This window comes from Paraburkholderia lycopersici (assembly GCF_900096975.1).
Classification (GTDB): Bacteria; Pseudomonadota; Gammaproteobacteria; order Burkholderiales; family Burkholderiaceae; genus Paraburkholderia; species Paraburkholderia lycopersici.
In genome coordinates, this window is the sequence record NZ_FMYQ01000001.1 from 144,570 (window position 1) to 167,793 (window position 23,224).

Below are 23,224 nucleotides of genomic sequence, written 5' to 3' on the forward strand. Positions count from 1 at the left end.
CCGCGCTGCGCGGTAACCCAGAGCCGCGCTGCGCGATAACCCAGAGTCGCGCTGTGCGATAACCCAGAGTCGCGCTGCGCCGTAACCCAGAGTCGCGCTGCGCGGTAGTTCAGAGTCGCGCTGCGCGCTCCGGCCGCACAGCACCGATGCACAGGTCGGCGATGCCGATCATGTTGCCGATCAAGCGTCCGCGCCGGTCGAGATGCGCCTCCGGGCGCACCGACTTCACGCAGTTCATACTCAGCGCGCGCAGGATGTTGCTCGTCGCTTCCTTGCGCGACATCACGCCCTTGTTGCACAGATACATGGCGTTGACGACCTGCGAATAGCCAAAGCGCCGGCCGGAAACGCGCCCGCCTCGCAGCCCGAGATGGACGCCCAGCAGATAGTCGCAATACACGAGCCGGCCGCGCCGCGCGAGGCGCCGCGAGAAGTCTTTGTCCTCCAGCCAGCCATAGAGCACGAGGCGCTCGTCGAAGCGCAGATCGGCGATGGCCTGCGCGCGGCACGCCATGTTGCAGCCGTATAGCTCCGCGCAGGGCCGCAGCGGCGGACGCCGCAACATTTCGGCTTGCGCGCCGTCCACGAGCGCGACCGCCTCTTCCCACGAGATCGGCTGCGTGTTCGCGCCGTCGCGCAGCGTTCGGCCCGAAAAACCCACCAACGCCGGATCGCTCTCGAACAGTTGCATGCAGAGTTCGATCCAGTGGCGCTCGGGCGCGAAATCGTCGTCGAGGAAAATCACCGCGTCGACGTCCGGCGCGAGCGCGTCGAGCGCGCGGTTGCGCTGCACGCTCGACCCCGCGGTGCCGATGATTTCGTTCACGCGCAGACCGTTGGCGTCATACGGTCCGATGTCGTCCGTGCTGCTCGCCGAAAGAATGACCTGGGCGGGCCGCACGGTTTGCCGCGCGAGCAGACGCACGGCCCATGCCGTCGCCGAAGGCCGCCCCTTCGTCGCGATGACGACCGCCACGCGCAAGCGCGCCGTCGCACCGCCTGGGGCCGCCATGGAAGACGGAAGATCATCGGTTGCGAGCGTTGTCATCGGTTTCTCCGCATTCCGGCGGTCATTTCGACTCGAATCGAGGTTAGCACGACGCCCAAGGGCTTCCAGGCGACCCCGATTCAAGTTGTCCGAAACAATCTATTCAACGACTGATTCCAACGGTTTGCGAACGACATCGCACTCGCCGGAAAACACCGCCATCGAATTTACGGGATTTTACGGCGCTTTTTTTTCGTGAATTAATCACCCATTTATTGCGCCTTTCCGGTGCATTTATCGATTGCGCATCGCCCATAGCGTGGCGCCCCCGGCCGCATTTTTTCAATAGTAATTTTCGGATTCCTCTTTTTCCAAGGCTCGCCTAAAACTGCTATAGATTCGCGCAAATATGACCGAATAGCCGCCCACCGGAAGATTCTTCCCATATGACCGCATCGACGCGCCGGAGCCAGGCTGTGGACCACGAGATCGTCGCTTCCGGTACACCGGTTTGCGAAGCCGGAGTCGGCGCGCAAGCGGGGCGGCCCGTCGTCTTTTACGTGCAACCGTTGATTGCGCGTTATCGCATCGAAGTCATCGAATCGCTGAACCGTCTTTTCTCGGTCAAGGTGTTCGCGTGCTCGGAAGGCGTGGAAGCCAACGGCTTTTCGCGCGAACGTCCCGAATGCGACGAGTTCATCGAAACGCGCATCGCGGGCCTGCCCTCGCGGCGCATCCGCATGCAAAGCCGCGTGCTGAGCCGCATCGTTCTCGAACGTCCCGACGCAGTCCTGATCTTCGCGGACGTTCGCTATCTGTCGCTCTGGCTCGCGCTGCTCGCCGGGCGCGTGATGCGCGTGCCCGTGCTGATTCACGGCCAGGGGCTCTACCGGCACAAATCGGCGGGCGTCATGCGCACGGTGTGCTACCGGCTCGCGGTCGCGCTCGCCGTGCGCTACGTCTGCTATACGGAGGCTTCGCGGCGCTCGCTCGGGGACATCGGCTGCCCGCTCGCGAAACTCGTCGTCGCGAACAATTCGCTGACCGTCTCGTGCGGCGTGGAGCCCGCCGACAAGACCGGCGCCGAGAACGGCATTCTGTTCATCGGCCGGCTGCGTGAAGGCTCGGAGATCGAACCGCTGATCGACGTGGTCGGCCAGCTCCACGGCGAAGGCCACGACATCACGCTGCACGTGATCGGCGACGGCGAGCAGGGCGAGCACCTCAAGCGCAAGTACGGCGAGCGCGGCGACGTGATCTGGTACGGCGCGGTGTTCGACGACAACGCGATCGCGACGATCAGCCGGCGCTGCCGCGTGGGCTGCTATCCGGGCTCGGCGGGCCTGAGCGTGGTGCACATGTTCGCGTTGAGCCTGCCGCCCATCGTGCATGACCGGCTGCCGCTGCACATGGGCCCGGAGCCCGGTTATGTCGAAGACGGCCGCACGGGCTTTTTCTTCGGCCGCGACGGCGGCGCGCACGCGCTCGCCGCCACGCTGCGGCGCATCTGGGCCATGCCGCCCGAGGCCATGCGCGCGACGGCCGCCGCCGCGCACGCCGTGTACTGCCAGCTCAATTCGCCCACGCTCGGGCATCAGCTCGCCGAGATCGTGGAAGCGGCCTTGCGCGAGTGAGCGCCTGAGCGCCGAACGCGTCCGCTACTTCTGACGCGATACGCGGCACAGCATCCATCCGGCGCCTGAAGCCAGCCCGAACGTCATCGACCAGGCCACGCCGGTCACGCCCCACAGATGCAACGCGGGCGGCACCGACAGCACGAGCGCGGCGACCTGCAGCAGCGACGCGACGGTCACCGCGCGCGCATCGCCGACGGCGCGCAGGTACGAAGCCAGCACCGAGTTGAGCGCGCTGATCGCCATGTTGATGACGAAGATGCGAAAGAGCGGCACGGCCGGCAGCCACGCGGCGCCGAGCACGAGCGAGAAGAGCGGCTCGGCGGCGAAGCGCAGCACGATGACGACGCACGCGAGCCCCCCCGCGGCCACCGTGAGATAGAACCGGAAGAGGCGCGCGGCCGACTGCGGGCCGCCGCGATGATGCGCGGCGAAAGTGGGGAACAGGTACTGCGACATGGCGATCGCGGCGTCGGCCAGCAGCATTTGCGCGAGCTTCGAGGACATCTGCCATGCGCCTAGTTGGGTCGGTCCGAGCAGCTTGCCGACCACCACCTTGTCGAACTGGTTGGTGAGGAGAATGATGACGCTGCTCGCCCAGATCCAGCGGCTGAAGCCCACGTAATGCCCGATGCCCGACCAGCGCAGCCGCACAGGCGGACGCGGCGACAGCGCCACCCACGTGACGATGCTCTTGCAGGCCTCGCCGACCATCATGCCGAGCAGCAGCGAGTACGGTCCCGCGCCCGCGAGCGCGAGCGCGATGCCGAGACCGCAGTCGATACACGACGACGAAATCTCGATCGCCGCGATGTGCTGAAAGTGCCGGTCGCGCTGCGCAATGAAGTAGGCGGGCGAAGCGAGTCCGCGCAACAGCGGCAGCAGCGCGGCGAGCTGCACGAGCCCGATGGCGCCGCCGAGGTGAAACTGCGCGTCCATGAGCGGCGCGCTCGCGACGAGCAGCAGCGCGATCAGGAGGCCGCGCGTGGCGAGCGTGGTCCAGACGGCGCCGGCCTCGGCGCGCGTCGGCGGCGCCTGGCCCTGGATGACGGCCTGCGCGAGCCCCGTGTCGGAGAGCGCTTCGGCAATCGCGACCGCGAGCAGCGCCACGCTCGCAAGGCCGATCGCCGAAGGTCCGAGAATGCGCCCGATCACGAGGAACTTGACCGCCACGAGGCCGCGCACGACGACCTGTTGCAGCAGCACCCAGGTCGCCGCGCCAGGACCGAAACCCGCCTTCACCGGCCATGCCGGCAGCCGCATCGCGCGCAAAGTATGCTCTCCTGTATGGTGTCCGCGCGGCCCGCATGTTTGGGAACGCGTCCGGGTCCCGCGTTCTGGACCTTACCGCGCCGCCGTTGGCGCGACGCGCCATCAGCCAGGCGGATTCGGACGGGCCGCGGGCGGCGTCCGTGCCGCTCGAACCATGCGGCATATGCCAGGCATTTTCGGCCAGTGCGATCCTCAATCTGGCGCATATCGCGTGCGCCGCGCTGCTATCGTGTTCGCAGGAACATTCATCGGGCCTCCCACATGGACAACGTGTCGATCGCCAGATACCGCAATGCCCCCGCCGCCCCCCGGGACGTCGCCTCGCTGCCCGATGCCGACACTGACGCCGGTACGGCCGGGAGTTCCGCGCTTCCCGACACCCGCGCATCGACGGGCGACGACTGGATCACGATCATCGAGCCTAACTTCACCGGCCACCGCTGGCGTTACGTCGACTGGATCGCACAGGCATGCGTCGAAGCCGGACATCGCTGTCTCGTGGTGACCGATACCGAATACGCGAGCCATCCGCTCGCGCAGCGCATCGTGCACGAAGCGCGGCCCGATCTTCGCCTTGTGCTGCTCGATCTGCATACCGTTCCGCTCGGGCCGCACTTCGCCATGAGCGTGTACATGCGCTTTCGCAACTTCTATGCGCGCGCGCTCAGGCAGGTTAGCCAGACGACGCGCGTGCGTCTCGTCGTGGCGCCTTACGCCGACTATTTCTTCTACACACTCGGCGGGCTCAATTCGCCGTTCGGCAAGACGCCGTGGATCGCGATCGTCATGGGCATGACCTTCCACCATGCGGGCATCGGCCTGCGCACGCCGCGCCGTCCGCTCGTCGATATGGCCAAGTCGGCGCTGTTCCGGCGCGCCATGCGCGCGCGCGGGCTGCGCACCCTCTTCACGATCGACCCGACGCTGCCCGGCTGGTTCGCAGGCACGAGGCCCAAGCGCGCCGCGCCGCTGAACTACGTCGCCGACCCGTTTCCGGAGACCCATGCCGCCGATCCGCAGCTCGCGCGCGCGCGTCTGCAACTCGACGCGCACGCGCGCCACCTGCTCGTCTACGGCGCGATCGGCGAACGCAAAGGCATCTGCGAACTGATGCTCGCGCTCGCGCACAGGCGCGATGTGCCGCGCCTCGTGATCGCCGGCCAGCAGGACGACGAAACGCGCGCGTTCATCGACGCGCATGCGCCGCAGCTCACGCCCGCGCCGGCGATCTTCGACCAGTTCGTGCCCGAGGAGATGGAACGCGATCTCTTTTCCGCGTGCGACGCCGTGTGGCTCGGCTACAAGCAGCACTACGGCATGAGCGGCGTGCTCGTGCAGGCCTACCGCTTCGGCAAGCCGGTCGTGGCGAGCGCTGACGGCCTGATCGGCTGGTATTGCCGCGACGGTGCGCTCGGACCGCTGCTCGACGATCTCGAACCGGCCACGATCGCGCGCGCGCTCGACGCGCTCGCCGTGCGCTGGCGCGGCGACGCCGTGGCGGCGCAGCCCGCCGGCGAAAGTCTGCTCTCGCAAAATACGCTCGACCAGTTCAAGCGCACACTGCAGGCCGCGATGATCTGATCCACGCGTAGCCACGCAACCCACAATAATTTGCATACCGAAATACTTGGCCGACCGGCAACGAAGCCCCGCCCGCGGCGCTCAGGCAACGCCTTCGATCTTGCCTTCCACGGGCGGCGTCTCGCGGCGCGCGGGAGAAACGGGAGAAACGACCCCGCGCAGGTCCGGGAACAGGGCGTCGCGCACGCGCAGGAACGGAAACTCGACGGCGCGCGTGGTCAGGTAGCCCAGCGCGGAAGCAATGGCGAACTGCGCGACGATCACGACCGGCCAGGCGGCGAGCGGCGGCACGCCGAGCGCGCTCGCCTTGTGGATCAGATAGTCGCCGGGCGCGAGCGCGAGCGAATGCCACAGGTAGATGCCGTACGAGTACACGCCGAGCCACGCCAGTCCGCGATACAGCCACGTCGTGCGCAAGCGGCCCGAGTGCTCGAGCACGAGCATGATGAGCGCGCAATAGCCCACGGCCTGGATCGTATAACCGACGCTCTCGTCGAGCGCGACGTGGGGCGTCGCGAACACGAGCCACGCGAGAAGCAGCGCCACCACGCCGAAGAGCCAGCGCTTCTTCGCAACGAGGCTGCGCCAGACTTCGGGCTTCATCCAGTAAATGGCCGCGAGCATGACGCCGACGAGCAGGCTGTCCATGCGGTACTGCGTGTAGTTGAACGCGCCGTCGAGGTCGCCGTTCGCCACGGCGAAGCACCGCGCGCCGAATACGGCCGCGCACAGCACGGCCATCACCGCGATGAGCGCATTGGCGCGCAGCCGGAAGTGCGCGAGAACCATCAGAAGCGCCGGCAGAAACAGATAGAAGTGCTCCTCGACGGCAAGGCTCCACGTCTGCGCAATGGAGGTGCCGAAGTAGTTCTGCATGTGCGTGAGGTTCTGCCAGAGGAACGTATCGCGCGGATGGCGGCCAGAGATCAGGTGGAACAGGATCAGCGCATAGTACGCAGGCCAGATCTTGAAGATCCGGCGCACGATGAAGCGGCGCGCGCCGATCTGGCCCGTCTGCGCGTAGTGGCGCAACAGGAGGCCGCCCACGAGGAAGCCGCTCAGCGTAAAGAACAGATTCACGCCCTCGTGGCCGAAGTGTTTCAGCGGGTACTCGATGATGCTCACCCACGCATGGCCGGTGCGCACCGTATGGAAGTGATAGCCCATCACGACGAAGATGGCGATGCCGCGCACGAAGTCGAGTTCGACGGACCGCCCAGTCGCCGACAATCTCACGCCGTGCAATAGCTTCATGACGGTTTCCTCGCTCAGTGCCGCCGAATACCTCTGCCAAATCCTCGTAGCGCAAGCGGTGAAAAACTTACTGCTGCCGACCCCATCATGGGCATAGCCGCCCTGCAGCGTTCGCCAACTTCCCGGCGTTCTCGGCCAGGCGTGACCGGGTCCGCCGGTGCCGGATCAGAATTTTTTTCCTGCCGCCACAACCCAGCCGCTTCCCGCCACGCGCGTGCGCAAGCCACTTGTGCCGTTTTATATTGAGTCGAGCCCTCGCATGCGGCGCGCTCAAGCCGTGCGGCCGTCATGCGACCCGTATGCAAACTTGTGCACCGCACCGGGAGAACCGCCGATGCGAAACAAACATGCCGTCCTGTGGATCTGGGTGTGTCTCGTGCCGCTTGCTTTCGACTACAAGGCACCGGACTCCCAGTTCGGCCACAGCGCGCAATGGCTGGCCGTGTTTCCGGCCGTGGCCGGGGCCGCCATCCTCGCGATGATCGGTCCGCGCTTCGCCCGTCCGTCGCGGCTGCGCTCGTTCGTGACGGGCGCGCTGGTGCTGAGCCTCGTCGGCAGCGTCATCGCGCAGTTGCTGCAGCACAACCCGATGGGCCAGTATCTGCGCGTAATCCTGCCGTTTCTGCTGTTCGCGCTCGGTTATATGGCGATGTGCCGCCCATGGCATCCGATACGCGTCGCGCAGATGCAACGCGCGCTCTACTACGCGAACGTGCTCGGCCTCATTTTCACGTTCCTGTTCGGGTTGTTCGCGGTAGGCGGTCCGCTCGCCGACATCCGCTTTCGCATCGTCTCGCCGACGATGCTCGCGCTCCAGGCCATGCTGCTCCATCAGTTCATCGTCGCGCGGCGCTTCAGCGTGAGCATGATTGCCGTCTTCATCGCCACGCTCGTCGTCGAATTGCTGAGCGTCACGCGCAGCCTGCTGATCGCCACCGTGCTGCTCGCGATGTTCGCCGCGTGGCTCGCCTCGCCATCGTTCGGCCACCTGATCAAGTCGTTTTTCCGTACCGGCGTGGCGCTGTCGTTCGTCGTGGCGCTCGGCGTGGGCACCGCGTGGCTCTTCCCGTCGATCACGAACCACTGGACACAGCGCGTCACCGCCGCGCAGAACTCCGAATCGGACCGCGATCCGACCACGGTCACGCGTATCGCCGAAATGCGCGACCAGTACGACCAGGCCACCGAGTCGGCGCAATCGCTGCTGTTCGGCAAGGGCTATGGCCACATCTACCGCTACTCGCCGATCTATTTTCAGTACGTGAACCAGACGTTCAGCAAGTCCGACTACTTCAACACCAGCGACTGGGTGGCGGGCCACAACTTCTGGGTGTACCAGCTATACGCGGAAGGCATCCTGTTCGGGGCCTGCATGCCGCTCGCGGTGATCGTCGCGCTCGTCGTCGCGGGCTGCGCGTTCAGGCGCTGGCGGCGCATCGCGCCGCGCCACCCGCTGCTCATGCCCCTGAGCATGGCGATCCTCGTGCTCGCGGCACTGCCGGGCGCGTCGATCGGCGGCAATCCGCTCGGCACGCGTTTTTCGGGGCTTGTCTACGGCCTCGCGCTCGGGCTCATCGTCGCGCTGTACTCGCAGCTTCATTACCGGATCGACCTCGTACGCAGACGCCAGCGCTTCTCTCCCGCCTATCCGCAGGAACCAGCCTTCAGACCAACGGCGCCCGTGGCGGCGCCGGTGCCGCTCACCACTTATGCGACCCCGGAGCCCCGATGAAAATCCTGCATCTCGTTTCCACCGTCGATCCGCGCTCGGGCGGACCCATAGAAGGCGTGCGCCAGAGCGGCCTCGCGATGACGGCGCTCGGCCATCAGATCGAGGTGGCGTCGCTCGATCCGATCGACGCGCCCTATGTGCGCGACTTCCCGCTGCCGCTCCACGCGCTGGGGCCTGGCCGCGGACACTACGGCTACTGCGCCGGCTACGTGCCGTGGCTGCACGCGAACGCCGGGCGCTTCGACGCGGCGATCGTGCACGGGCTCTGGCAATACCACGGCTTCGGCGCATGGCGCGCCCTGCGACATGCGCAGGTGCCGTACTACGTGTACACGCACGGCATGCTCGACCCGTGGTTCCGGGATACCTATCCCGTCAAGCATTTGAAGAAGTGGACGTACTGGCCGTGGGGCGAGTTTCGCGTACTGCGCGACGCCGCCGCCGTGGTCTTCACGACCGACGAGGAACGCCTGCTCGCGCGCCAGTCGTTCTGGCTGTACCGCGCGAACGAACGCGTCGTGCCGTTCGGCACGAATGCGCCTCGCGAAGACCCGCAGACGTTGCGCGAAGCGTTCCTGCGCGAGTCGCCGCACCTGCAGAACAAACGCATCGTGCTATTTCTCGGACGTCTGCACCCGAAGAAGGGCTGCGACATGCTGGTCCACGCGTTCGCCGGGCACGCGCACGAAACGCCCGATGCGCATCTGCTGATCGCGGGCCCCGACAAGGGCAACTGGCAACCGGCGCTGCAGGCCATGGCGCAGTCGCACGGCATCGCGCATCGCATCAGCTGGCCGGGCATGCTGCAGGGCAACCTCAAGTGGGGCGCCTTTTATGCGAGCGACGTGTTCGTGCTGCCCTCGCACCAGGAGAACTTCGGCGTGTCGGTGGCCGAAGCGCTGGCGTGCGGTCTGCCCGTGCTGGTCTCGGACAAGGTGGGCGTATGGCGCGAGGTCGAAGCGGATCGCGCGGGCTTCGTCGCACCGGACACGGTCGCCGGCACGCAGCGGCTCTTCGCGTCGTGGCGCGCACTGGACGAACGCGCGCGCGACGCAATGCGCCTGCAGGCCCGCCGCACGTTCGACGCGCGCTTCGCGATGGACGGCATGGTGCGCTCGCTGCTCGGCCTGCTGAAGGAGCATCCGTCGCACGCCGCCGCGCGGTCGCGCGCGGGGCGCCCGATGAGCGCCATGGCGCGCGTCGAACCGGCGGAACAGGCAAAACAGACGGCGTCGGCGCAAAACTGAACGCCCGCGGGCGTAGCGGACGGGGTGGCCACGGGCGGCCCTTGGGCAGCCGGGCCGGACAGCGGATGAGTAGGGATTGGCAGGGGTGACGAGGCAACGCAGCCGAAGCGTCCAAAACGAATCGAACGACGAGCGAGCGTTGCACTTTCGTGGCGATGTGCGAATCCTGTGAGTGAGGGGGCAAGGCTATGTTACACAACACACCTGTTTGTTCTGGCGGGGAGGCCGCTCAATCCACCGCGACGCAGCGCGCGCACGAGGACGTCTCGTGGCCCGCCGCATGCAGCCCCGCGGGCGGCCGGCGCAGGGTGTCGGCGGGCCGGGCGTGGGTGGCCATGGCGGCGATCGCGGCAATCGCGGCCCTGATGTCGGGCTGCGCCATGTCGCCGGGCATGTCCGCGCCTTCGAGCGTCACGCAGGCGAAGGCCGCCACCGAAGCCGCGCACACGGGCGGCAACGGCGACCAACCGCCGGCGGGCGCGCTCGTCGAGATCAATAACGAACTGGTCGCGAAGGAAACGGCGGGAAAAACGACGACCATCCCGACCGACGTCGAGACGCTGTTCGGCACGCCCAAGCCCTATACGCTCGGGCCCGGCGACGTGCTCAGCATCGTCGTGTGGGACCACCCCGAGATGAACTTGCCGACGTCCTCGACGAGCAGCGCCGGCCAGGCCGACCAGAGCGCGAGCCAGGTGCAGTCGGGCTACACGGTGGACTCGACGGGCGCGATCCAGGTGGCCTACGTCGGGCCGATCCACGTGGCGGGGCTCACCGAAATGGAAGCGCGCAACCTCGTGGCGAGCAAGCTCGCCTACTACCTGAACAAGCCCCAGGTGACGCTGCGCATCGAGTCGTACCGCAGCCGCCGCGTGTACGTGGACGGCGAGGTGCGCACGCCCGGCCTCATGGTGCTCAACGACATGACGATGTCGCTGCCCGAGGCGATCAACCGCGCGGGAGGCTTCACGGCGGCAGGCGACCGTTCGCGGGTTAGCGTGACGCGCGGCAAGAAGACGATCATGGTGAACATTCCGGACATGATCAAGAAGGGCGTGAACCCGGACAACATCCTGCTGCAGAACGGCGACCTCGTGCGCGTCTATTCGGCGAACGAGAGCCGCGTGTACGTGCTGGGTGAAGTCGGGCACCCCGGCCCGCTGCCGTTCGACAACGGCCACCTCTCGCTGAACGACGCGCTGGGCAACGCCGGCGGCATCAGCCAGGGCTCGGGCGACGCCTCGCAGGTGTATGTGGTGCGCGGACAGAAAGAAGGCCACCGCACGGTCTTCCACCTCGACGCGTCGACGCCCGAAGCCATGGCCACGGCCGACGAGTTCGACCTGAAACCGAACGACGTCGTGTTCGTGGATGCGTCGGCGCTCGTGAAGTGGAGCCGCGTCATCAACCTGATCCTGCCGAGCACGCAGGCAGCGTCGGCGGGCCGGTACGTCGGTGCCGGGTACTAGCCAGGCGGGTACGGGCGGCTGGTGGTGCCCTGCGGGGCGGCGGGTGGTGGCCTGCGTGAGCGGGCCCGGCGGCCGCTCACGTCAGCCTCGCGCCGATCAGCGTTCCTCGAAGCGCCAGCGGATAAAGCGGCACGGATTGCCGCCATACACCCCGCCCGCCTCGAGCGACCGGTGCACGACCGACAGCGGCGTGACGACGGCCGAGCGCCCGATCGTCACGCCCATCTGCACGACGCATTTCGACGAGATCCAGGCGCCGTCCTCGATCACGATCGGCGCGACGTGGAGGTCCATGTTCGTGCGCATGTCGTGCGAGCCGGCGCTCAGGAACGCGCCCTGCGAAAGGCAGACGTTCGAGCCGATGCGGATCGGCGCCTGGTTGTAGATCCAGACGTCGACGCCGATCCAGCAGTTGTCGCCCAGTTCGAGATTCCACGGCGCCTTCACGCGCATGGGGTGCACGAGCCTGCAATGCGCGCCGACCTTCGCGCCGAACAGCCGCAGCAAACCCGCACGCAGCCCCGAGAGCGGCAGCAGACGGTTGTCGAGCACGCAGGTCTCGGCGACATACCACAGGGCCTGCACGAGCTTGCCGCGGCCCGCGACATAGTTGCCCTTGCCCGCGCGGCTCAGGTCGAGCACGCGGATTTCCTCGCGCGCGGGCGGCGGTGCCTGCGGCGGCGCGATCTCTGCCTGCCGCGCTTCGCCGGCCTCATCGCCCGCCAAGCCCGTCACGCCCGTCACGCCCGCGCCGATGGGCATAACTCCTTCGACCGCTTCCGTCATGAACGCTCCTTGCCCATCCGGGTCGGTTCCTGCTGGGTGCGGGCCGAAACGGCCCGCACCCCGGGTCGCATCGGGCCAGCGCTTCATTATCCGGCGCCCGCCGCTTCGCCTCGCACGCGTGGCCGACAGGGCCGGGGTTTTGGCGCAGCGGCGCGACGCGGCCCAGGCACCATGAAGGCATGACGCCGCACCGTTGGCGGCGCGCAGGATGGACGCCATGCCCCGCTTTTCTCCCCGTCTGCCCCCGCTCGGGCGCGCCGCGCCCTTCGTCCTTGCCGCCGCGCTGCAAGCGGCGTGCGCCGCGTGGCCATGCGCGGCGCTTGCGCAACGCAGCGCGACCGGCGCGTCGTCCGCCGCGGCGAGCGACCGGCAGGACGACTCACTCTCCTCCGCCGTGCGGCGCGGAAAATCCGACGAGCAGCGCCTGCTCGGCGCCCCGCGCACGTCCGGCAACCCGTACAGCGCGAACCCGTACAGCAGCGACGGCGCCTCGCCCGATGACGCACGCGACGCGCTCACGAACGAAAAGCACATGCGCATCGTCACGCCCTCGGACTATTACGCGACGAGCGGCGCGAGCGCCACGGGCGGCGGCAGAAGCGATGCTTCAGGCAACGGCCGGCGCGTCACGGGCAACAGCAGGATCGGTGCGAACGGCATCTCGCGCGCCGGCAACGCGATGACGAAGGGCAGCGGCGCGCGCGGACACCAGGCTGCGACGGCCGGATACGACTATGGCGCCAGCCAGACCTCGCCGACTGCCCAAGTGTATGGCAATCCTTACAGCAATCCCTACGGGTCGCCTGAGGAGACGAACGCGGAGCTCTACAAATCGCCGTGGTGAATCCGGGCTCGCACCGCCGGGCCGCCGCTCGCGGTCCAGGGCGCCATCGTCACGCACGCATGGGCACCGCTCAGACATCGGACTGCTCGACCTCCGGCCGCGCCGCCTTCCGCGCGGCGTTTTGCGCCGAGGGCGCACCGCCTGCGGCGGGCCGGGAACCAGCCGTCGTGTCGGCTCCCTCGTCAGCGAGCGCGGCGAGCCTCGCTTCCAGCGCGCCGAAAATGGATTGCGGCGAGAGCATGCGCTTCGCGTAGCCGCGCGCGGCGCGGCCCAACGTTGCACGGCGCGCGGGGTCGCCCGCGAGCGTGACGATCGCCGCCGCGAGCGCCTCGCCGTCCTCGGGCGGTACCACGATGCCGTGGTCCGCGACCACGTCGGCGAGACTCGTGCCGGGCCGCGCCATGGCCACGACCGCGCGGCCGCTCGCGAGCATGCCGGTGAGCTTCGACGGCATCACGAGGTCGGCGGCGTCGTTGCGCTGCGGCAGCACGTGGATGTCGGCCACGTTGAGCAAATCGTTGAGCATCGACGCCGGCTGCAGCGGCAGCACGTGACAGTTCGGCAGCGGCTCGCAGCGCGCCATCAGCTCGCGCCTCGCCGCGCCTTCTCCGCAGAACACGAAGCTGATGTCGGGCCGCGCGGCGAGCGCCGTCGCGACGTCGGCGAGAATCTCGATGCCCTGCTTCGCGCCCATGTTGCCCGAGTACAGAACGACGGTGTTCTCCGGCGCAATGCCGAGCCGCCGCCGGAAGGGGCTCGGATACGGCAGCGGAAAGATCGCGTTGGTGTCGACCCAGTTCGGCAGGCATACGGCGCGCGCCGCATCCACGCCCTTGTCGATCGCGCGCTCGACCATGCGCGGCGAAATCGACGACACGACGCTGAAGCGGCGCAGCAGCGCGCGCTCGCGGGCGCGCGCGAAACGCGACGCACGGCCACCCTGCAGAAGACCGAGGTCGAACGCCGCATCGACTTCGAAGTCCTGAATATGCAGCCAGCTCCTTGCGCCCACGGCGCGCGCGAGCATGAGGGCGCCCGGCGCGCACAGCAGCGTCGGCGCGATCAGCATGACGATCTGCGGCCGCCACGCCGCAAGCCGCGCGAGCAGCGGCAGCGAGAACAGCGCGAAGCTCGCCAGATGCACGATGCGCTCGAGCCCGCCCGGCTGCGACGGCACCCATAGCGGCGCGCGCCACACGCTCACGCCGCGCAGCGTTTCGCGCCGGTAGCGCCACGCGCGATAGCCGTCGTGCACGCGCCATTGCGGGTAGTAAGGCGGCGCGCACGCCACGCGCACCTCATGGCCGCGCGCCGCCAGCCATTCCGCCATTTCGGCTGTGTATTTGCCGACGCCCGTCACTTCGGGCGCGTAGTTCAGTCCGTAGATCAGGATTCTCATTGCGTGTCTTTCGTCCTTTGGCTTTCCGCGGCTGCCTGTCCGCCGCCTCGTTTCGTCTCGCGCGCCGGACAAAAAAAGCGGGCGTCGTGCATCCGGTCCGCGCACGACGCCCACCACCAACCAGACGCCCCCGTTCGGCCGTTCAGGCAAGTCAAGCCCGCATGCCTGCCTCGTATGCCGGCGCGGCATGCGTTTGAAGAAAGTCGTCGTAGGTGCGGGCGAGCCCCTCTTCGAGGCCGATATGCGCGTGCCAGCCGAGACCGCCCAGGCGCGACACGTCGAGCAGCTTGCGCGGCGTGCCGTCGGGTTTGGTCGAGTCGAACACGAGTTCTCCATCGAAGCCCACCACGTCGCACACGCGCCGCGCGAGGTCGCGGATCGACAGGTCCTCGCCCACGCCGACGTTGTACACGCCGTCGCCGGTATCGTGCTCCAGCACGAAGAGCGTCGCATCGGCGAGATCGTCGACATGCAGGAACTCGCGGCGCGGCGTGCCGGACCCCCAGACTGTCAGCGTGGGCTGGCCGGCCCGGCGCGCCTCGTGCGCCTTGCGGATCAGCGCTGGCAGCACGTGGCTGCTGCCGAGGTCGTAGTTGTCGTTGGGGCCGTACAGATTGGTCGGCATCAGCGAGACGAAATGCGTGCCGTACTGCCGGTTGTACGCTTCGCATAGCTTAAGGCCGGCGATCTTCGCGATCGCGTAGGCTTCGTTGGTCGGTTCGAGCGGCGCGGTGAGCAGATAGGTCTCGCGGATCGGCTGCGGGCATTCGCGCGGATAAATGCACGACGAGCCGAAAAACACCAGCCGCTCCACCCCGGCGTTGTACGACGCGCGAATCACGTTGGTCTCGATCGCCAGGTTGTCCCAGGCAAACTGCGCGGGCTGCGTCGAATTCGCGAGAATGCCGCCCACGCGCGCGGCCGCGAGCAGCACCGCATCGATGTTCTCGCCTTCGAAGAACGCATCGACCGCGGCCTGGTCCGTGAGATCCAGTTCGGCGTGCGTGCGCGTGACGAGGTTCCAGTAGCCGTGCGCCTGCAGCGCGCGCACGAGCGCCGAGCCTACCATGCCGCGATGCCCTGCCACGAAGATTCGGGAGTGCTTGTTCATGGGCGTTCACTCGTGATGTTCCAGCGCCCGGAAGCCAGCCAGCGTGACGAGAGCGTCGCGCCGGGCGATCTGGTAGTCGGCCCGCACCATTTCCTTGACGAGCGAATGGAACGAAGTGGCCGGTTTCCAGCCCAGCTTTTCCTGGGCCTTCGAAGCGTCGCCGAGCAGCGTTTCGACCTCGGTCGGGCGGAAGTAGCGCGGGTCCACGCGCACGATCACGTCGCCCGGCTCGACCCGCATGTCGCGCGCGTCCACGTGATCGACAACGCCGACCTCGTCCACGCCGCTGCCCTCAAAGCGCACGGCGATGCCGAGCTCCTCGGCCGCCGCGCGCACGAAGTCGCGCACGCTGTACTGCACGCCCGTCGCGATCACGAAGTCCTCGGGCTCCTGCTGCTGGAGCATGCGCCACTGCATGTCGACGTAATCGCGCGCGTGGCCCCAGTCGCGCATGGCGGAGAGGTTGCCGAGATACAGCACCTTCTGCAGTCCGACCGCAATGCGGGCGACGGCGCGCGTGATCTTGCGCGTGACGAAGGTCTCGCCGCGCTGCGGCGACTCGTGATTGAAGAGGATGCCGTTGCACGCGTAGATGCCGTGCGCCTCGCGGTAATTGACCGTGGTCCAGTACGCGAACAGCTTCGCGACCGCATAGGGGCTGCGCGGATAGAACGGCGTGGTCTCGCGCTGCGGCACTTCCTGAACGAGCCCGTACAGCTCGGAGGTCGAGGCCTGGTAGAAGCGCGTCTTCTGCGCGAGTCCGAGAATGCGGATCGCCTCCAGAATGCGCAGCGTACCGAGGCCGTCGGCGTTCGCCGTGTACTCGGGCTCCTCGAACGACACCGCCACATGACTTTGCGCGGCGAGGTTGTAGATTTCGTCGGGGGCGACGCGCTGGATCACGCGCAACAGGGCCGTGGAGTCGGTCAGCTCGCCGTGATGCAGCTGGATGCCCGGTTCCGGGTCATGCACGTCGCGATACAGGTGATCGATGCGGTCCGTGTTGAAGAGCGACGAACGCCGCTTGATGCCATGCACCTCGTAGCCTTTGTTCAATAGCAGTTCTGCCAGATACGAACCGTCCTGACCGGTGATACCGGTGATCAACGCAACCTTGCGAGCCATCGCCATCGTTCTCTCCTCGCCGTGAGCGAAATGGGATTCGGTGGTTCCACTTTCCGCGGCGGCTCCCAGCCGGCCGCGGACCTGCTGCCAACCTGCTGCTACCCTGCAATGCTTTCATAACCGTAGTAACCGCCGCGATAGCCGCCGCCGATGAACGCGCCGGTCTTCGGCACGTCGGTGAGCAGCACGCCGCGCAGATTGACGCCGCCGATGCGCAGGCGCTTGACCGTCTCCTCGAGTTCCGAGATCGGATGGCGGCCATGGCGGATCGCGAGCAGCGTCGTGCCGGCGTAGCGCCCGATCACCGTGGAGTCGGTCACGGCGAGCACCGGCGGCGTATCGACGATCACGAGGTCGTATTTCGCCTTCAGTTCCTCGAGCAGCGACTCGAAACGCGGACTCATCAACAGCTCGGACGGGTGCGAGTGCAACGATCCCTTCGCGAGCACGTCGAGGCCCGGCAGCACTTCGTGCTGGATGGCCCCGTTCAGGTCCGCGCCGAGCAGCACGTCAGAGAGCCCGGGCTGGTGCGCAATGCCGAAGTGCGAATGCACGTCGCCGCGGCGCATGTCGCCGTCGACGATCAGCACGCGCTTGTTCACCGAAGCGACCAGCGCCGCGAGATTGACCGAGAGGAACGACTTGCCGATGTCGGGCCGCGAGCCCGTCAACATCACGATGTTGTTGCGCGCGTCGTTGAGCGTGAGCTGCAGCGACGTGCGCAGGCTGCGCACGCCCTCCACCGCGACGTCCTGCGGGTTCTGCTGCGCGAGCACGTGCAGCCCGCGGCGGCGCAACGTCACGTGATGCTGCAGCCGCAACTGCTGCGGGCTGCGCGGCACCACGGCGAACACCGGCACGCCGAGCGCCGCTTCGAGCTCGTCGGGACGCTCCACGCCGCCGTACAGCGACTTGCGCACGAACGCGACCAGCACGCCCAGCACGAGCCCCGCGCCGATGGCGAGCACGATCACGAGCAGGCGCTTCGGCCGCACGGGGTCATCGGGCGCTTCGGCGAAATCGACCACGCGCACGTCGCCGACCTGGCCCGCCCGCGCCACGCGCAATTGCTGCGCGCTGTTCAGCAAGCTCGTGTAAAGCTCCGTGCTCACGTTCACGTCGCGCAGGAGCCGCACCGCGTTCTGCTCGGTGTCGGGCAGTTGCGCCACGTTGCGCGTGAGCGCCGACTGCGCGGCCTGCAGCGTGCCGATCTGCGCGTCGAGCGCCTGCACGGCCGGGTGATGCTCGGTGAAACGCTGCGCGAGTTCCGCGCGCTGCTGCCGCAGGTCTTCGAGGCGAGTCTTGTTGTCGCTCACCTGCTGCAGCAGCAGCCGGCTTTCCTCGCCGAGATCGACGGTGCCGTGCTCGTTGCGGAATTTGTTGTACCGCTGCTCGGCCGCATCGACCTGCGCGCGCAACTGCGGCAGCTGATCGTCGAGAAACGCGAGCATGTGCTCGGCTTCCGCAGAGCGGCTCGCGATGTCCTGCTTGATGAACTCGCGCGCCACGTTGTTGAGGATCGAGGCCGTCAGCTTGCTGTTGTGGCCTTCGAGACTCGCGCGGATCACGCCGGACTGCAGCCCGACTTCCTGAATCTCGAGCGAGCGCTCCAGCCGGTCGACGGTGGTGAGCGTCGAAGCGCGGGTGAGCAGGAAAGGCGTGCCGGGCGGCCCGCTCAGGCTGTCCACATGGAGCGAGATCGGCCCGACCGACGTGTTGGCCGTCACGTCCTCGCCCACGCGACCTTGCAGGAGCGGGATGCCGTCGGGGTCGCGCAGCAGGAACGTGCCGGGCTCGTCGCCCGCGACGAGCGTGAAATCGCGTTCATAGAGCGCTTCGGGCGTATCGAAGCGCGACACCTTGATGTCGCCGCCGCCCCAGGCATAGCCGGACGGACGCAGGAGCGAAGGCAGCCGCTGCGCCCACTCGGAGCCCATGATGCCGGAAAGCATGCCGCCGATGACCGGCATTTCGCGCGGTCGCGCCGAAATGTCGAGATGCAGGCGCCGCACCGTTTCCTCGGTCACGTTGCGCGACTTCAGCATCTCGATCACGCCATTGGCCGACGACTTCTCGTCGAACATGCCCGTGAGCGGCGGCAGGCTGCTGTCCTTCTTCGCGCCGTCGCCCTTGTCGACCAGATGGAACAGCACGTCGGCGCGATAGGTCGGCGTGGCGAGGAACGCGTACGCGGCCCCCAGCAGCGTGACGGCGAGCGTCACGACCGCGATCGCCCGCCAGTTCGCGACCATCGTCCGCAGGTAATCGCCAAGGTATCGCTCGTCGGCGCCTGCCGCGCCATAGTAAGCGCCGTCATAGTTCATCGCCATCTTGCTTCTCCCGAAACCTGGTGTTGCTCGCCTGAATGCGCCCCCATCGGCGCCTGCCGCAGCGCTCAGTACGCGTTGCGGCCAACCAGCCCATGAATGATCGTGGCCGCGATGATGCGCATGTCGAGCCAGAACGACCAGTGGCCGAGGTAATAGAGATCGTGCGCGACGCGCATTTCCATCTTTTCGAGGCGATCGGTCTCGCCGCGAAACCCGTTGACCTGCGCCCAGCCGGTGATGCCGGGCTTGATGCGATAGCGGTGGATGTAGCCTGTCACCACGCGCTGGTAGAGATCGTCGTGCTCGAGCGCATGCGGACGCGGACCGACCACCGACATGTCGCCGCGCAAGACGTTGTAGAACTGCGGCAACTCATCGAGACTCGTGCGGCGCAGGAACGCGCCGAGACGCGTCACGCGCGGGTCGTGGCGCGTGGCCTGGCTCACGGTGCCGGGCGCTTCCTTGTGCACGCGCATCGTGCGGAACTTGTAGATCGTGAACACGCGGCCGTCGGCGCCCTTGCGCCGCTGCCTGAACAACACCGGCCCCGGCGAAGAGACCTTCACCGCAATCGCGATGCCAGTCAGAACCGGCATGAGGCTCACGAGCGCGAGGCTCGCGAACACGCGATCGAACATCGCCTTCTTGAACTGCGCGCTCGCGGGCAGCGGCGAGGCGACGAGATTGATGGCGGGCACGCCGAGCAGCTCGATCACGCTGCTGGTGTCGAACAGCGCGAGCGAGCGCACGTCGGGAATGAAGCGGATGTTCACGAGGTCGTTGCGAAACTCGGAGACGAGGCGCACGACGGTGCGCTCCTCCGCAAGCGAAAGCGCGAGCCACAACTCGTGCACGTCGTGCTCGCGGATGTACCGCGCGAACGCCTCGATCGTGTCGCACATCGTGGCCTCGCGCGCGCTCGCGGGCGTCGCCGCCTGCGGCATCGTGTTGTAGAGCGCGCCCGCGCGAAAGCCCGAGCCGGGCTCCGCATCGATGCGCCGCACGATCTCGTCGCACTGCGAAGCGGAACCGGCAATGGCGACCTGATGGAGGTTCATGCCGGCGCGCCGCACGTGCGCGAGCACGCCGTGCGCCGCGAAGCGCCACGCGATGAGCAGCCCCCCCGCCACAGCCGTCCAGTATGCGAACCACAGGCGCGAGACGACGTCTACGTGATGCATTGTCGAATACATGGAAATGAACGCGCATGCCTGCACCACGAGCCATGCGAGCGACACCTGCCCCGCGAGCACCGCCTTGGAGCGGCCGCGCCATGACTGGTAAAGCTCGAACGCCGGAAAGATCACCAGCGCAAAGGCGGCGGCGAGCAGCACGAAGGCCTCGTTCACGCCGCGCGGCGCGACATCGTCGAAGCGAATCTCCGATGCCACGCTCGCGCCGATCATCACGGCAGACACGTCGAGCACTCTTGCCATCAGATTCTGAAGCTCGCGCATGTTTTCTCCCTATCGCCGGCACCCGCCCGCTCAACCGCAGCGGCCGTACGTATCGTCGATGCGGACGATGTCGTCCTCTCCCAGATACGCGCCCGACTGCACCTCGATGATCTCGAGCGGCACCTTGCCGGGGTTTTCGAGCCGGTGGCGCACGCCAAGCGGAATGTAGGTCGATTCGTTCTCGGTCAACAGGAAGGATTCCTCACCACGCGTGACGAGCGCGGTGCCGCGCACCACGGTCCAATGCTCGGCGCGATGGTGATGCAATTGCAGCGACAGCCGCGCGCCGGGCGTGACGACGATGCGCTTGACCTGGAAGCGTTCGCCCTGGTCGATCGAATCGTAGAAGCCCCATGGGCGCTGCACCTTGCGGTGCGAATCGGCCTCGGGCGCGTGCTGCGCCTTGATACGCGCGACGAGCCCCTTCACGTCCTGCACCTTCGAGCGGTCGGCGACGAGCACCGCATCGGCCGTCTCGACGACCACGAGGTTCGAGGTGCCCACGCAGGCCACGAGCCGTCCGTCGGAGTGCGCATAGGTTGCGACCGCGCCTTCGAATACCACGCGGCCGCGCCCCACGTTGCCCGCTTCGTCCTTTTCCATGGCGGCCCACACGGCGTCCCACGAGCCGAGGTCGGACCAGCCTGCGTCGAGCGCGACGACCACGCCTTCGGGCGCCCAGCCGTTGCTCGCGCTAAGCCGTTCCATCACCGCGTAATCGATCGAGTCGGCGGGCGTGCCCTTGAAGGCTTCCACGGCGGGACGGAACACCGCGCCGTCATGCTGGCCGTCCACGAAGGCCGCGAGACACGCCTCGTGCATGTCGGGCTGCAGCACGCGCAGCGCGTCGAGCCAGACGCTCGCGCGCATCACGAAGATGCCGCTGTTCCACCAGTAGCCGCCCTGGGTGACGTACTGCGTGGCGAGCTCGGGCGCGGGCTTCTCGACGAAGCCGTCGATGCGATGCGCGCCATCGGCGAGCGCCTCGCCGATGCGGATGTAACCAAACCCCGTTTCGGGCGAGCGCGGCGGCACGCCGAGCGTCACGATCGCGCCGCGCTGCGCGTGCCGCGCGGCGCATTCGAGCGCGCGCTGCAGCGCGCTCACGTCGGCGATCGCATGGTCCGAGGGCATCACGACGAGGATCGCGTCATCGCCATTGGCGCACGCGAGCGCCGCACCGAGCGTGAGAGCGGGCGCGGTGTCGCGTCGTGCGGGCTCGACCACGAGGCGTGCGTCCATCCCGCACGCGCGCAGTTGCTCGACGATCACGAAGCGATGTTCTTCGCCACATACGACAATTGGCGCGCTCGCGACCTGCCATTCCGGCGCAAAGCCGTCGAGCCGGTGCACGGTCGCCTGCAGCAGCGTATCGCTGCCCACCACGCCGATTAGCTGCTTGGGGAAATGCTCGCGCGACATCGGCCACAAGCGGGTGCCCGAGCCGCCCGCCAGCACGACGGGGACGATGCGCGTGCAGGCCGCCGCCTCTTCGTCCGGCGTGCCGGGTCCGCTTTCGACGCGAACCGCGCTCTGGCCCTGCTGAATCAATGACCTTTCGTTCATATTCGGACTCCTGCATATCGGGCGGGATCGCGTCGTCTTTCGACGTGCGAATCCCGTACAGCGATGTGCGACCGTATTTACCGCTTGTTACAGCATTTACACGCCGGCTTCGCGGCGGCTTTGTTCGCGGTATTCGGTAGGCGAAATCATCATGCGCTTGCGAAAGATCTTGGCGAGGCGATCGCCGTTGCCCATGCCGGTGCGGCGCGCGATCTTGTCGACCGGCAATTCCGAATCGGTGAGCAGGCTGCAGGTGATCGCGAGGCGCGCATGCAAAAGGTAATCAGACGGCGTGATGCCCATCTCCAGCTTGAAGCGGCGCAGGAAGTTGCGCTCGCTCATCGCGGCGACCTGGGCTGCGTCCGCGATCGAAATGGCACGCTGACAGTTTTCCTGCAGCCAGCGAGCGGCCGCCCGCACCTTGTCGGCCGGCGCGCTGCCGAGCGCATCACCGAGAAATGGCATGAGGTTGCCGCCCGAATCGGGCATGAGGCGCTCGGTCACCGCGCGCGCAACGTCCACGCCGAGGTCGCGCTTGACGAGCGTGAGCGCGCTCTTCATCGACTCGAGCCGGTCGCCGGCGTCGCCGGCTGCTTCCTCGCGGCCGTTCTGCATCGCATACGAACCGAACTCGTGCTGGGTGCGCTGGCTGCACAGACTCGCCGCCTCCAGCAGCGAACGGCCTTCACCGATCGGACGAATGGTGCCCGTGTTCGCGTGCACGTGACGCAGCCATGCGATCAGACGCTCGTCGTTGGCGGCCGCATAAGCGCCCTTGCCGCCCGCCACGAAGAGCGCGTCGAAGCCGACGTAGTGGCGCGCATCGAGTCCGTCTGTCCAGACCCGCACCGACGACGAACAGGTGACGTTGCCGCCGTCGGCTGAAAGGATGCTTACATCGTAGGGTGAACTGCGAGTGCTGTCGGTGGAGAGTTCGTTAGCGACATGAAACACTTCCGCCACGATCCCCGCGCCGAGCAACGAGCAACCGTCAAAAAGCAGTATCGCGACGTGACGCACCTCGCGACTGACGCCCGCGGTAACAAGGTGCGGACGACTGAACGACGGCAATTCCAGACTTGCATACGCCATGCTTTTCCCCTAAACAATCCCCCGTCCCAAGTGAAAAGTCGCGGTAATAGCATTTCGATAGCATTCCGTGTGCAGTGCATCATATGCAGATAAAAATTCCCGCAACGACGACTGACCGAAACTGGCGAGACATTGGCGCATTTAGTCCGGTCGCGGACCGATTTGAAGCCATGCGCACTACGGCTGGAGACAAAAACGCAAACTACCCGAAAGCGAATTCGTTCGATTACATCGATCAGGCAAAATTGGCGGCTAGCCGCAACTGGCCGGTATTTTCGCCTTTGTTACTACCAATCATTCGATGCCTTCCGATCGATGCATACGCATGGGATGGAAG

At 67.1% G+C, this 23,224-nt stretch carries 18 protein-coding genes; 6 read left to right on the forward strand and 12 right to left on the reverse strand.

Annotation, left to right across the window (positions count from 1 at the left end; all coding sequences use genetic code 11):
* Positions 1-109 precede the first annotated feature (109 nt).
* Complete coding sequence (locus BLU17_RS00565) at positions 110-1,048, reverse strand: glycosyltransferase family 2 protein (protein ID WP_245746674.1); 939 nt, start codon at positions 1,046-1,048, stop codon at positions 110-112.
* A 416-nt stretch (positions 1,049-1,464) separates the two neighbouring features.
* On the opposite strand from BLU17_RS00565, the gene BLU17_RS00570 reads away from it, so the two are divergent.
* A complete protein-coding gene (locus tag BLU17_RS00570) occupies positions 1,465-2,622 on the forward strand; it encodes a glycosyltransferase (protein ID WP_245746675.1) in 1,158 nt (385 codons plus the stop codon).
* A gap of 24 nt (positions 2,623-2,646) precedes the next feature.
* Here BLU17_RS00570 and BLU17_RS00575 read toward each other — a convergent pair whose 3' ends face one another.
* A complete protein-coding gene (locus BLU17_RS00575) occupies positions 2,647-3,894 on the reverse strand; it encodes an oligosaccharide flippase family protein (protein ID WP_091993072.1) in 1,248 nt (415 codons plus the stop codon).
* 261 nt (positions 3,895-4,155) lie between these two features.
* Between BLU17_RS00575 and BLU17_RS00580 the strand changes: the two genes are divergently transcribed.
* The gene (locus BLU17_RS00580) at positions 4,156-5,475 is read left to right on the forward strand and encodes a glycosyltransferase (protein WP_091993074.1); all 1,320 of its coding nucleotides are present in this window, start codon (positions 4,156-4,158) and stop codon (positions 5,473-5,475) included.
* Between the two features lie 81 nt (positions 5,476-5,556).
* Here the strand turns inward: BLU17_RS00580 and BLU17_RS00585 are convergent, their stop codons facing one another.
* The gene (locus BLU17_RS00585) at positions 5,557-6,729 is read right to left on the reverse strand and encodes an acyltransferase family protein (protein WP_091993076.1); all 1,173 of its coding nucleotides are present in this window, start codon (positions 6,727-6,729) and stop codon (positions 5,557-5,559) included.
* Positions 6,730-7,063: 334 nt separating this feature from the next.
* Between BLU17_RS00585 and BLU17_RS00590 the strand changes: the two genes are divergently transcribed.
* Both BLU17_RS00590 and BLU17_RS00595 read left to right on the forward strand, forming a co-directional pair.
* The gene (locus BLU17_RS00590; RefSeq protein WP_091993078.1) at positions 7,064-8,461 is read left to right on the forward strand and encodes a sulfite exporter TauE/SafE family protein; all 1,398 of its coding nucleotides are present in this window, start codon (positions 7,064-7,066) and stop codon (positions 8,459-8,461) included.
* Positions 8,458-9,708, forward strand: a complete 1,251-nt coding sequence (locus BLU17_RS00595; RefSeq protein WP_176928879.1) for a glycosyltransferase — start codon at positions 8,458-8,460, stop codon at positions 9,706-9,708. Before BLU17_RS00590 ends, BLU17_RS00595 begins: the two co-directional genes overlap by 4 nt.
* Positions 9,709-9,937: 229 nt before the next feature.
* Here BLU17_RS00595 and BLU17_RS32985 read toward each other — a convergent pair whose 3' ends face one another.
* Positions 9,938-10,102 (reverse strand): hypothetical protein, encoded by a 165-nt coding sequence (locus BLU17_RS32985; RefSeq protein WP_176928860.1) that lies wholly within the window; start codon positions 10,100-10,102, stop codon positions 9,938-9,940.
* On the opposite strand from BLU17_RS32985, the gene BLU17_RS00600 reads away from it, so the two are divergent.
* Positions 10,101-11,177: a polysaccharide biosynthesis/export family protein gene (locus tag BLU17_RS00600; RefSeq protein WP_245746676.1), complete on the forward strand. Its 1,077-nt coding sequence runs from the start codon at positions 10,101-10,103 to the stop codon at positions 11,175-11,177. The two genes, BLU17_RS32985 and BLU17_RS00600, sit on opposite strands and share 2 nt — an antisense overlap.
* Before the next feature lie 96 nt (positions 11,178-11,273).
* Here the strand turns inward: BLU17_RS00600 and BLU17_RS00605 are convergent, their stop codons facing one another.
* Entirely contained in the window at positions 11,274-11,963 is a 690-nt protein-coding gene (locus BLU17_RS00605) for an LbetaH domain-containing protein (RefSeq protein WP_425434049.1), read from the reverse strand.
* A gap of 217 nt (positions 11,964-12,180) precedes the next feature.
* On the opposite strand from BLU17_RS00605, the gene BLU17_RS00610 reads away from it, so the two are divergent.
* The gene (locus BLU17_RS00610) at positions 12,181-12,807 is read left to right on the forward strand and encodes a hypothetical protein (protein ID WP_143189148.1); all 627 of its coding nucleotides are present in this window, start codon (positions 12,181-12,183) and stop codon (positions 12,805-12,807) included.
* Between the two features lie 70 nt (positions 12,808-12,877).
* On the opposite strand, the gene BLU17_RS00615 is transcribed toward BLU17_RS00610, so the two are convergent.
* The 7 genes from BLU17_RS00615 to BLU17_RS00645 form a co-directional block, all read right to left on the reverse strand.
* Positions 12,878-14,206 (reverse strand): glycosyltransferase WbuB, encoded by a 1,329-nt coding sequence (locus BLU17_RS00615; protein WP_091993084.1) that lies wholly within the window; start codon positions 14,204-14,206, stop codon positions 12,878-12,880.
* Between the two features lie 151 nt (positions 14,207-14,357).
* Entirely contained in the window at positions 14,358-15,317 is a 960-nt protein-coding gene (locus BLU17_RS00620) for a GDP-L-fucose synthase family protein (RefSeq protein ID WP_091993086.1), read from the reverse strand.
* Between the two features lie 6 nt (positions 15,318-15,323).
* Entirely contained in the window at positions 15,324-16,442 is a 1,119-nt protein-coding gene (gene gmd / locus BLU17_RS00625; RefSeq protein ID WP_091994144.1) for a GDP-mannose 4,6-dehydratase, read from the reverse strand.
* 98 nt (positions 16,443-16,540) lie between these two features.
* Positions 16,541-18,772 carry a polysaccharide biosynthesis tyrosine autokinase gene (locus BLU17_RS00630; protein ID WP_091993089.1) on the reverse strand — a complete coding sequence of 744 codons (2,232 nt, stop codon included), beginning with the start codon at positions 18,770-18,772 and terminating at the stop codon, positions 16,541-16,543.
* A gap of 65 nt (positions 18,773-18,837) precedes the next feature.
* Positions 18,838-20,229: an undecaprenyl-phosphate glucose phosphotransferase gene (locus tag BLU17_RS00635; protein ID WP_091993091.1), complete on the reverse strand. Its 1,392-nt coding sequence runs from the start codon at positions 20,227-20,229 to the stop codon at positions 18,838-18,840.
* A gap of 30 nt (positions 20,230-20,259) precedes the next feature.
* Positions 20,260-21,795 carry a mannose-1-phosphate guanylyltransferase/mannose-6-phosphate isomerase gene (locus BLU17_RS00640; RefSeq protein WP_091993094.1) on the reverse strand — a complete coding sequence of 512 codons (1,536 nt, stop codon included), beginning with the start codon at positions 21,793-21,795 and terminating at the stop codon, positions 20,260-20,262.
* A gap of 96 nt (positions 21,796-21,891) precedes the next feature.
* Positions 21,892-22,887 (reverse strand): GlxA family transcriptional regulator, encoded by a 996-nt coding sequence (locus tag BLU17_RS00645; RefSeq protein ID WP_091993096.1) that lies wholly within the window; start codon positions 22,885-22,887, stop codon positions 21,892-21,894.
* Between the last annotated feature and the right edge of the window lie 337 nt (positions 22,888-23,224).

Bases quoted from the DNA above. Each gene is read 5' to 3' on its own strand.
- BLU17_RS00565 (WP_245746674.1), bottom strand. From the start codon at position 1,048: ATGACAACGCTCGCAACCGATGATCTTCCGTCTTCCATGGCGGCCCCA.
- BLU17_RS00580 (WP_091993074.1), top strand. From the start codon at position 4,156: ATGGACAACGTGTCGATCGCCAGATACCGCAATGCCCCCGCCGCCCCC.
- BLU17_RS00585 (WP_091993076.1), bottom strand. From the start codon at position 6,729: ATGAAGCTATTGCACGGCGTGAGATTGTCGGCGACTGGGCGGTCCGTC.
- BLU17_RS00590 (WP_091993078.1), top strand. From the start codon at position 7,064: ATGCGAAACAAACATGCCGTCCTGTGGATCTGGGTGTGTCTCGTGCCG.
- BLU17_RS00595 (WP_176928879.1), top strand. From the start codon at position 8,458: ATGAAAATCCTGCATCTCGTTTCCACCGTCGATCCGCGCTCGGGCGGA.
- BLU17_RS00600 (WP_245746676.1), top strand. From the start codon at position 10,101: ATGTCCGCGCCTTCGAGCGTCACGCAGGCGAAGGCCGCCACCGAAGCC.
- BLU17_RS32985 (WP_176928860.1), bottom strand. From the start codon at position 10,102: ATGCCCGGCGACATGGCGCAGCCCGACATCAGGGCCGCGATTGCCGCG.
- BLU17_RS00605 (WP_425434049.1), bottom strand. From the start codon at position 11,963: ATGACGGAAGCGGTCGAAGGAGTTATGCCCATCGGCGCGGGCGTGACG.
- BLU17_RS00610 (WP_143189148.1), top strand. From the start codon at position 12,181: ATGCCCCGCTTTTCTCCCCGTCTGCCCCCGCTCGGGCGCGCCGCGCCC.
- BLU17_RS00615 (WP_091993084.1), bottom strand. From the start codon at position 14,206: ATGAGAATCCTGATCTACGGACTGAACTACGCGCCCGAAGTGACGGGC.
- BLU17_RS00620 (WP_091993086.1), bottom strand. From the start codon at position 15,317: ATGAACAAGCACTCCCGAATCTTCGTGGCAGGGCATCGCGGCATGGTA.
- gmd (WP_091994144.1), bottom strand. From the start codon at position 16,442: ATGGCTCGCAAGGTTGCGTTGATCACCGGTATCACCGGTCAGGACGGT.
- BLU17_RS00630 (WP_091993089.1), bottom strand. From the start codon at position 18,772: ATGGCGATGAACTATGACGGCGCTTACTATGGCGCGGCAGGCGCCGAC.
- BLU17_RS00635 (WP_091993091.1), bottom strand. From the start codon at position 20,229: ATGCGCGAGCTTCAGAATCTGATGGCAAGAGTGCTCGACGTGTCTGCC.
- BLU17_RS00640 (WP_091993094.1), bottom strand. From the start codon at position 21,795: ATGAACGAAAGGTCATTGATTCAGCAGGGCCAGAGCGCGGTTCGCGTC.
- BLU17_RS00645 (WP_091993096.1), bottom strand. From the start codon at position 22,887: ATGGCGTATGCAAGTCTGGAATTGCCGTCGTTCAGTCGTCCGCACCTT.